Source organism: Kutzneria sp. 744 (assembly GCF_000568255.1).
In the GTDB taxonomy this organism is placed as follows: domain Bacteria; phylum Actinomycetota; class Actinomycetes; order Mycobacteriales; family Pseudonocardiaceae; genus Kutzneria.
Window position 1 is genome coordinate 6826443 of sequence record NZ_KK037166.1, and the last position, 6367, is coordinate 6832809.

Here is a 6367-nt window from a genome sequence, read left to right on the forward strand (position 1 = left end):
GTGTTGTCGGCCCCCGGCGTCAGCCCTGGGGCTCCCGCCAGATCGGGAAGAACCGCGGCCCGCCGGGCAGACCGAACGGCTCGCCGGCGTCGACGAAACCGTGCCGCCGCCAGAGCCGGGCGCTGTCGGGGTTGCTGGCCTCGCCGGCGCATGGGATGCCCTCGGCGTCGATCCGCCGGAAATGCTGGCGGGCGATGGCGCTGCCGAGGCCATGACGCTGGGACGTGGGCACAACGCCGCAGAACTGCCAGTGCAGGTGCGGCTCGGGGCCCATGTGGGCGCCGAGCAGCTCGGTGACGGCGACAAGGCGGGCGAAGTCCTCGGCGTCGAGGGCGGCGAACCGGTCCAGGAACTCCTCGGGACTCTCGCCGCCCTCGCTGCGGAACCAGAGCGACGCGGCGGAGTGGTCGTGGGCCAGGTACACCTCGCCGTCGGCGAAGGCGGCCTCGGTGAAGGCCTTGAAGAACACGGGATGCGCCGAGCGCCGGTGCTCGGCGCCGGGGAACACCCACGCGTTGACCGGATCGTCCTGGAAGGACTCGGACAGGATGCGGGCCACGATGTCCACTTCGGACCGTGAGGCGGGCCGGACGACGTCGTCCATCACTCCACCTTCCCGATGCCGGCGTAGACCTCGGGCTTGCGGCGGCGCAGGATCGAGCCGCGCACGAGGCCGATCACGGCGGCCAGCAGCAGGATGCCGGGCAGGATCCAGCGCAGCGGCGAATCCCCGGCGGTGCCGAGAAGCACGTCGAAGTTCCAGAGAATGAGCACCAGGATCACCAGCAGAGCCACGGCGGCCAGCGTGGGCGCGATGGTGTGCCGCCACGCGGGCTCGTCGTGTTCCCGTTTGCGGAAGAAGCCGATGACCGACACGGACACCGCGGCCAGCACGAAAACGACGCCGGTCGAGGCCATCGTGCCGAGCCAGCTGAACAATTCGGTGAACGGGTCCCGGCCGGCGATGGCGAACACGGCCACCACGATCAGGCCCAGCGCGGTCTGCAATCCGGACCCGGCGGCGGGCGCGCCGGTGCGGCGATTGGTGCGCGCCAAAGCCTCGGGCAGCACGCCTTCGCGGCCCAAAGCGAAGAAGTAGCGGGCGATCGAGTTGTGGAAGCTGAGCAGCGACGCGAATTGGCTCGTGAGGAAAAGGACATAGGAGACGTCCGAGAACAGGCTGCCGAGCCGTTGCGCGTTGAGCCCGAACAACAGGCCGGGCCCCTGGGCCTGCGCGGCGCCGACGACATTGGCGGGACCGGCGGCGTCGGCCATGGCCAGTGCGGACAGGGTGTACAGCACTGCGGTCAGGGCCACCGCGAGGTAGGTCGCGCGAGCCACGGTCCGCCGGGGATCCCGCACCTCTTCGCTGTACGAGGCCGCGCCCTCGAAGCCCGTGAACACGGCGACGGAGAAGGCGAAAACCGCGCCGACACCGGTCGTGAACAGGCTGCTCGGCGCGAGCGGCGCGAGTGACGGCGCGCCGCCGCCGGCGGGCGAGCCGAGCAGCGCGATGTCGGTCACGACGATCACCGCGCACTCCAGCAGGAGCACAACGCCCAGCACCTTGGCGTTGATGTCCACGCGAAGCACGCCGAGCACGCCGATGACCAGCGCGATCGCCAGGCCCCACAGCCACCACGGCGTGTCCAGCCCGAGTAGCGGGTTGATCCAGTTCGACAGCGACCAGCCGAACAGGCCGTACACGCTGATCTGGATCGCGTTGTAGGCGACGAGCGCCACGAACGAGATCGCCACGCCGGCGGGCCGGCCCAGGCCGTTCACCACGTACGGATAGAACGCGCCCGCGCCGGTGATGTACCGGCTCATGGCCGCGTAGCCGACGGCGAACAGCGCGAGCACCGGCGCCAGCAGCACGAAGGACAGCGGCACGCCGACGACACCGGTCACCGCATAGGTCGCGGTGACGCCGCCGGCGATCGCGTACAGCGGGCCGGACGCGGCGACGACGAAGAACAGAATTTGCGCGACACCGAGACGAGGTCGGGCGAGGCCGCGTTCACGCAGCGGCGTACGAGTGGCCACCTTTGTTACTCCCCCAGGAGTCGTCCCACCATTTCCGGGCAACCCTAGCCATTCGACACCGCTTCCCGCAGCGGCTACGTTTCCGGCACGTGGCCCACACGAACTCCCGGCTGCCCCTTGCGGAGGCGCTGTTCTTCCTCGCGCACGACGAGTTCACGGGAAAAGCCCAGGTGGCGCGGGCGTCGCTGGAAATATGTTTGTCGGGCGCAATTATCTGCGACCTATTGTTCACCGGGCGGATATCGGTCAACGACGGCTGTCCCGAGGCCACGGGAAAGGCCGCGCGCGGCGACCGGGCATCCGCCGAAGTGCTGGCCGAGATCGCCGCCGAGCCGACTGGATACCCGCTGCGGGAGTGGATCGACCACCTGCGGCCGGTCGTCGTGGACAAGGTCGTCACCCAGCTCGCCGACGCCGGTCTGGTCACGCCGATCGCCGAGCGGAGCCTCCTTCGCCGCACGCACCGCTATCCGCCGGTCGACCTGCTGGTGGCGGCCGGCGGCCGGGCCGAGATCCGGGCCGCGGTGCTGGGGCCGGGCAAACCGGACGTCTACAACGTGAGCCTGGCGCTGCTGGCCTGGCACCTGGGCCTGGACGACCTGTGCGAGCCGCAGCTGGACCGACGGATGCTGCGGGCGTGGCTGGACCGCGCCGCGAAGCCGATGCCGCCGGCGGCGAGCGAGGTGTTGGCGGCGGTGGAGTCGGCGATCGCGGCCTCGGTCTACGGCGGCGAGCGGCGCTGAAGCCTTCCGCACGGCCCGCTGCTCCGGTTGGATCGACGCCGTGACCTTGGTGATCGGTGTCGACTCGTCGACGCAGTCGACAAAAGCGCTGGTGGTCGTGGCCGAGACGGGCCGTGTCGTGGGCGAGGGCCGGCAGCCGCACCCGGACGGCACCGAGGTCGATCCCCGGGCCTGGCAGGTCGCCTGCGACCGGGCGATCGCCGAGGCGCGGGCCGGTGTGTCGGAGCCGATCGCCGCGATCGCGGTCGCCGGCCAGCAGCACGGCATGGTCACCGTGGACGCCGACGGCGAGCCGGTGCGTCCGGCGCTGCTGTGGAACGACACCAGGTCTGCGGCGGAAACCGAGCAGTTCGTCGCGAAGCACGGTGCCGACCGGCTGGCCGAGCTGACCGGCTCGGTCCCGGTGCCCAGCTTCACCGTGACCAAGCTGGCCTGGCTGGCCGAGCACGAGCCGGCCGCCGCGGACCGGGTCGACCGCGTGATGCTGCCGCACGACTGGGTGAGCTGGGCGCTGGCCGAGCCGGGCACGGAACCGGCGACCGACCGTGGCGACGCGTCCGGCACCGGCTACTTCTCGCCTCGTACCGGCGAATGGCTGCCCGACCTGCTCTCCGAGGCCTTCGGCGGCCGCACGCCCAGGCTGCCCCGGCTGCTCGGGCCGGCCGAGGTCACCGGACGTACCGCCGACGGTGTTCTGGTCGCCGCCGGCACGGGCGACAACATGGGCGCGGCCCTGGCCCTCAACGCCGGACCGGGCGATGTCGTCGTCTCGCTCGGCACCTCCGGCACGGTCTTCGCCGTCACGGAGGAGGGCACCGCCGACCCGACCGGCTTCGTCGCCGGCTTCTGCGACGCGACCGGCCGCTACCTGCCGCTGGTCTGCACGCTCAACGCCGCGCGGGTGCTGACCACGACCGCCGCGCTGCTGGGCACCGACCTCGCCGGCCTCGACGAGCTGGCCCTGCGGGCCGAACCCGGATCGGGCGGCCTGGTCTTCGTGCCCTATCTCGACGGCGAGCGCACGCCGAACCTGCCGGACGCGTCGGGCACCCTGACCGGCATCCGGCGCGGCAACCTCACGCCCGAGAACCTGGCCCGGTCGGCGGTCGAGGGCATGCTGTGCGGCCTGGCCGACGGGCTCGCCGAACTGCGTCGAGTCGGCGTGCAGGCGCGACGGGTGCTGTTGATCGGCGGCGCCGCGCGGTCGGCTGCGGTGCAGGCGGTCGCGTCTGGCCTGTTCGACGCGCCGGTTGAGGTCCCCGAGCCCGCCGAGTACGTGGCGCTGGGCGCGGCACGGCAGGCCGCGTGGGCTTTGTCCGGCGCGGCGGAACCGGCCGAGTGGTCGATGCGGGCCGAGGCGATCGGGCGGAGCGAGGGCGGCGCGCGGTGCGCACCGCCTACACGGCGGCTGTCGCCCAGATCCACGGCCACGTAGGCTTGTGATCAACAGGAGGAGGCGGTTCATGGCCCGGGTGACTGCGTTCGTCACCGTGCTGGTGTTCGGCGTGCTGTTCGCGGGCCCGGCCTGGGCGCAGACCACCACACCGCCGCCCGGACCGTCGCTCAACCCGCCGCAGAACCAGAGCCTCAGCGACGACGCCCGACAGCGCGTGATCATCTTCGTGGTGGTCGTCGTGCTGTTCGCGATCGTCTGGTACGGCCGCCGGGTGCGCAAGAAGCGCCAGAAGGCCAGCTGATCCCCTGTCTCACTATGTGGGACAGTTGACCGCCTGTCGCCGATTTCATGATCATCGGCCGGGCACCCGCTACAGCCAGGCATAACTTCCACGGGTCGGTTGCGCCGTTCGTCGCAATATGGCTGCCGGCTAGCCCTGGAAGGGCGAAAGTCGAGCGAGCCCCCAGCACGCTTGGTGCAGGATGAACAGGGTGAGCCACCCCAAGGCGACCTGCCGTTCATCCGTTGAGCGGTACGCGGACGCCCTCGTGGGACTCTCCCGGAGCATCCACGCCGAGCCCGAACTGGCCTATCGGGAGCACCGCAGCGCCGCCAAGGTCGCCGATCTGGCCGAGCGCGAGGGCTTCCAGGTCGAGCGGGGCGTCGCCGGCCTCGAGACCGCGTTCACCGCCACCTACGGCTCGGGCGACCTGGTCGTCGGCCTGTGCGCCGAGTACGACGCGCTGCCCGAGGTCGGCCACGCCTGTGGACATAACATCATCGCCGCCGCGTCGACCGGGGCCGCCATCGCGCTGCGCGATGTGGCGGACGATCTAGGTGTGACGGTCAAACTGGTGGGCACCCCCGCTGAGGAATCCGGCGGCGGCAAGGTCCAACTGTTGGAACACGGAGTGTTCGACGGCGTCGGGCTGGCGATGATGGTGCACCCGGCGCCGTGGGAGGCGGTCGCCTCGCCGTCGCTGGCCATCGTCGACCTGGAGGTCGAGTACTCCGGCCGGGCCTCGCACGCCGCCGCCGCCCCCGAGCTGGGCGTGAACGCGGCCGACGCGCTGACCATCGCGCAGGTCGCGATCGGCCTGGCCAGGCAGCACTTGGAGCCCAAGCAGATGGTGCACGGCATAGTCACGCACGGCGGGGCCGCCCCGAACATCGTCCCGTGACGGCCGCCGGCCAGTTCTACCTGCGCGCGGCCGATCACGAATCCCTTGAGCGCCTGGTCCACCGGATCCAGGGCTGCTTCACCGCCGGCGCCGTCGGCACCGGGTGCACGCACGAGGTCAGGGCGATCTCGGCGGAGTACACCGAGCTGGCGCCCGACCCTTGGCTGGCCTCCGCGTACCGCGAGGCCGTGACGGAACTCGGCCGCGCGCCGATGAGTCACGAAGACGAGCTGCTCCGCCTGACCGGCAGCACCGACATGGGCAACGTCACCCGAGCGCTGCCCGGTATCCACCCGTCAATATCGATCGACTGCGGAGACGCGGTGAACCACCAGCCGGAGTTCGCCGCCGCCTGCGCCACGCCGACCGGGGACCGAGCCGTGCTGGACGGCGCGCTCGCCCTGGCGTGGACGGCGGTGGCCGCGGCGACCGACCCCGTACAGCGGGAGCGGTTGCTGACCGGCGCTGGACACCGCGTGGCACGCGCTGGAGGTGCGGCGTGACCGTGCTGGATTCGCGGCCCGAACTGCCCATGGAGGGCGACGGCCGCCGGCACGACGAGGCGTCCGACGTGCTGATCACCGATTCCGGGGTCAGCATGTCCGACGTGGTGGACATGGGCGCCGGGCGCGGCCCGGCCTGGCTCGACGAGTGGCTGACATCGGGAGCGGCCGACGTCGTGGCCTGGCGACGGCACATCCATGCCCACCCTGAGGTGTCCCGGCAGGAACACGAGACGACGGAGCTGATCGCCGGCGTGCTCCGGTCCGTGGGCCTGCACCCCGAGATCCTGCCCGGCGGCACCGGCCTGATCTGCGACATCGGCTCCGGCGAGCGCTGCGTGGCGCTGCGTGCGGACATCGACGCGCTGCCGCTGACCGAGAACACCGGCCTGCCGTTCTCGTCCACCAACGAGGGTGCCTGCCACGCCTGCGGGCATGACGCCCACACGGCCGTGCTGCTCGGCGCGGCGATGGCCCTGGCCTCCGCGCCGGAGCTGC

Annotated in this window: 8 protein-coding genes; 6 read left to right on the forward strand and 2 right to left on the reverse strand. The window is 71.7% G+C overall.

Annotated elements, in window-relative coordinates:
* Window positions 1-19 precede the first annotated feature (19 nt).
* Together KUTG_RS31230 and KUTG_RS31235 are read right to left on the reverse strand one after the other, a co-directional pair.
* Window positions 20-604, reverse strand: coding sequence for a GNAT family N-acetyltransferase (locus tag KUTG_RS31230; RefSeq protein WP_043721845.1), 585 nt, complete (start codon window positions 602-604; stop codon window positions 20-22).
* A complete protein-coding gene (locus KUTG_RS31235; RefSeq protein ID WP_043721846.1) occupies window positions 604-2046 on the reverse strand; it encodes an APC family permease in 1443 nt (480 codons plus the stop codon). The genes KUTG_RS31230 and KUTG_RS31235 overlap by 1 nt, the downstream gene beginning before the upstream one ends.
* Window positions 2047-2135: 89 nt before the next feature.
* Between KUTG_RS31235 and KUTG_RS31240 the strand changes: the two genes are divergently transcribed.
* The 6 genes from KUTG_RS31240 to KUTG_RS31260 form a co-directional block, all read left to right on the forward strand.
* A complete protein-coding gene (locus KUTG_RS31240) occupies window positions 2136-2789 on the forward strand; it encodes a GOLPH3/VPS74 family protein (protein ID WP_043721849.1) in 654 nt (217 codons plus the stop codon).
* A gap of 40 nt (window positions 2790-2829) precedes the next feature.
* Window positions 2830-4224: a xylulokinase gene (gene xylB / locus KUTG_RS31245; RefSeq protein ID WP_084580000.1), complete on the forward strand. Its 1395-nt coding sequence runs from the start codon at window positions 2830-2832 to the stop codon at window positions 4222-4224.
* A 28-nt stretch (window positions 4225-4252) separates the two neighbouring features.
* The gene (locus KUTG_RS31250; protein WP_043721850.1) at window positions 4253-4486 is read left to right on the forward strand and encodes a hypothetical protein; all 234 of its coding nucleotides are present in this window, start codon (window positions 4253-4255) and stop codon (window positions 4484-4486) included.
* Between the two features lie 190 nt (window positions 4487-4676).
* On the forward strand, window positions 4677-5366 hold the full coding sequence (locus KUTG_RS66475) for a M20/M25/M40 family metallo-hydrolase (protein ID WP_369794534.1): 690 nt from the start codon (window positions 4677-4679) through the stop codon (window positions 5364-5366).
* Entirely contained in the window at window positions 5363-5869 is a 507-nt protein-coding gene (locus KUTG_RS66480; RefSeq protein WP_369794535.1) for a zinc-binding metallopeptidase family protein, read from the forward strand. The genes KUTG_RS66475 and KUTG_RS66480 overlap by 4 nt, the downstream gene beginning before the upstream one ends.
* On the forward strand, window positions 5866-6367 hold a 502-nt coding region (locus KUTG_RS31260; RefSeq protein ID WP_043721851.1), incomplete at its 3' end, for a M20/M25/M40 family metallo-hydrolase. The genes KUTG_RS66480 and KUTG_RS31260, both read left to right, overlap by 4 nt.

Bases quoted from the DNA above. Each gene is read 5' to 3' on its own strand.
- KUTG_RS31250 (WP_043721850.1), top strand. From the start codon at position 4,253: ATGGCCCGGGTGACTGCGTTCGTCACCGTGCTGGTGTTCGGCGTGCTG.
- KUTG_RS31230 (WP_043721845.1), bottom strand. From the start codon at position 604: ATGGACGACGTCGTCCGGCCCGCCTCACGGTCCGAAGTGGACATCGTG.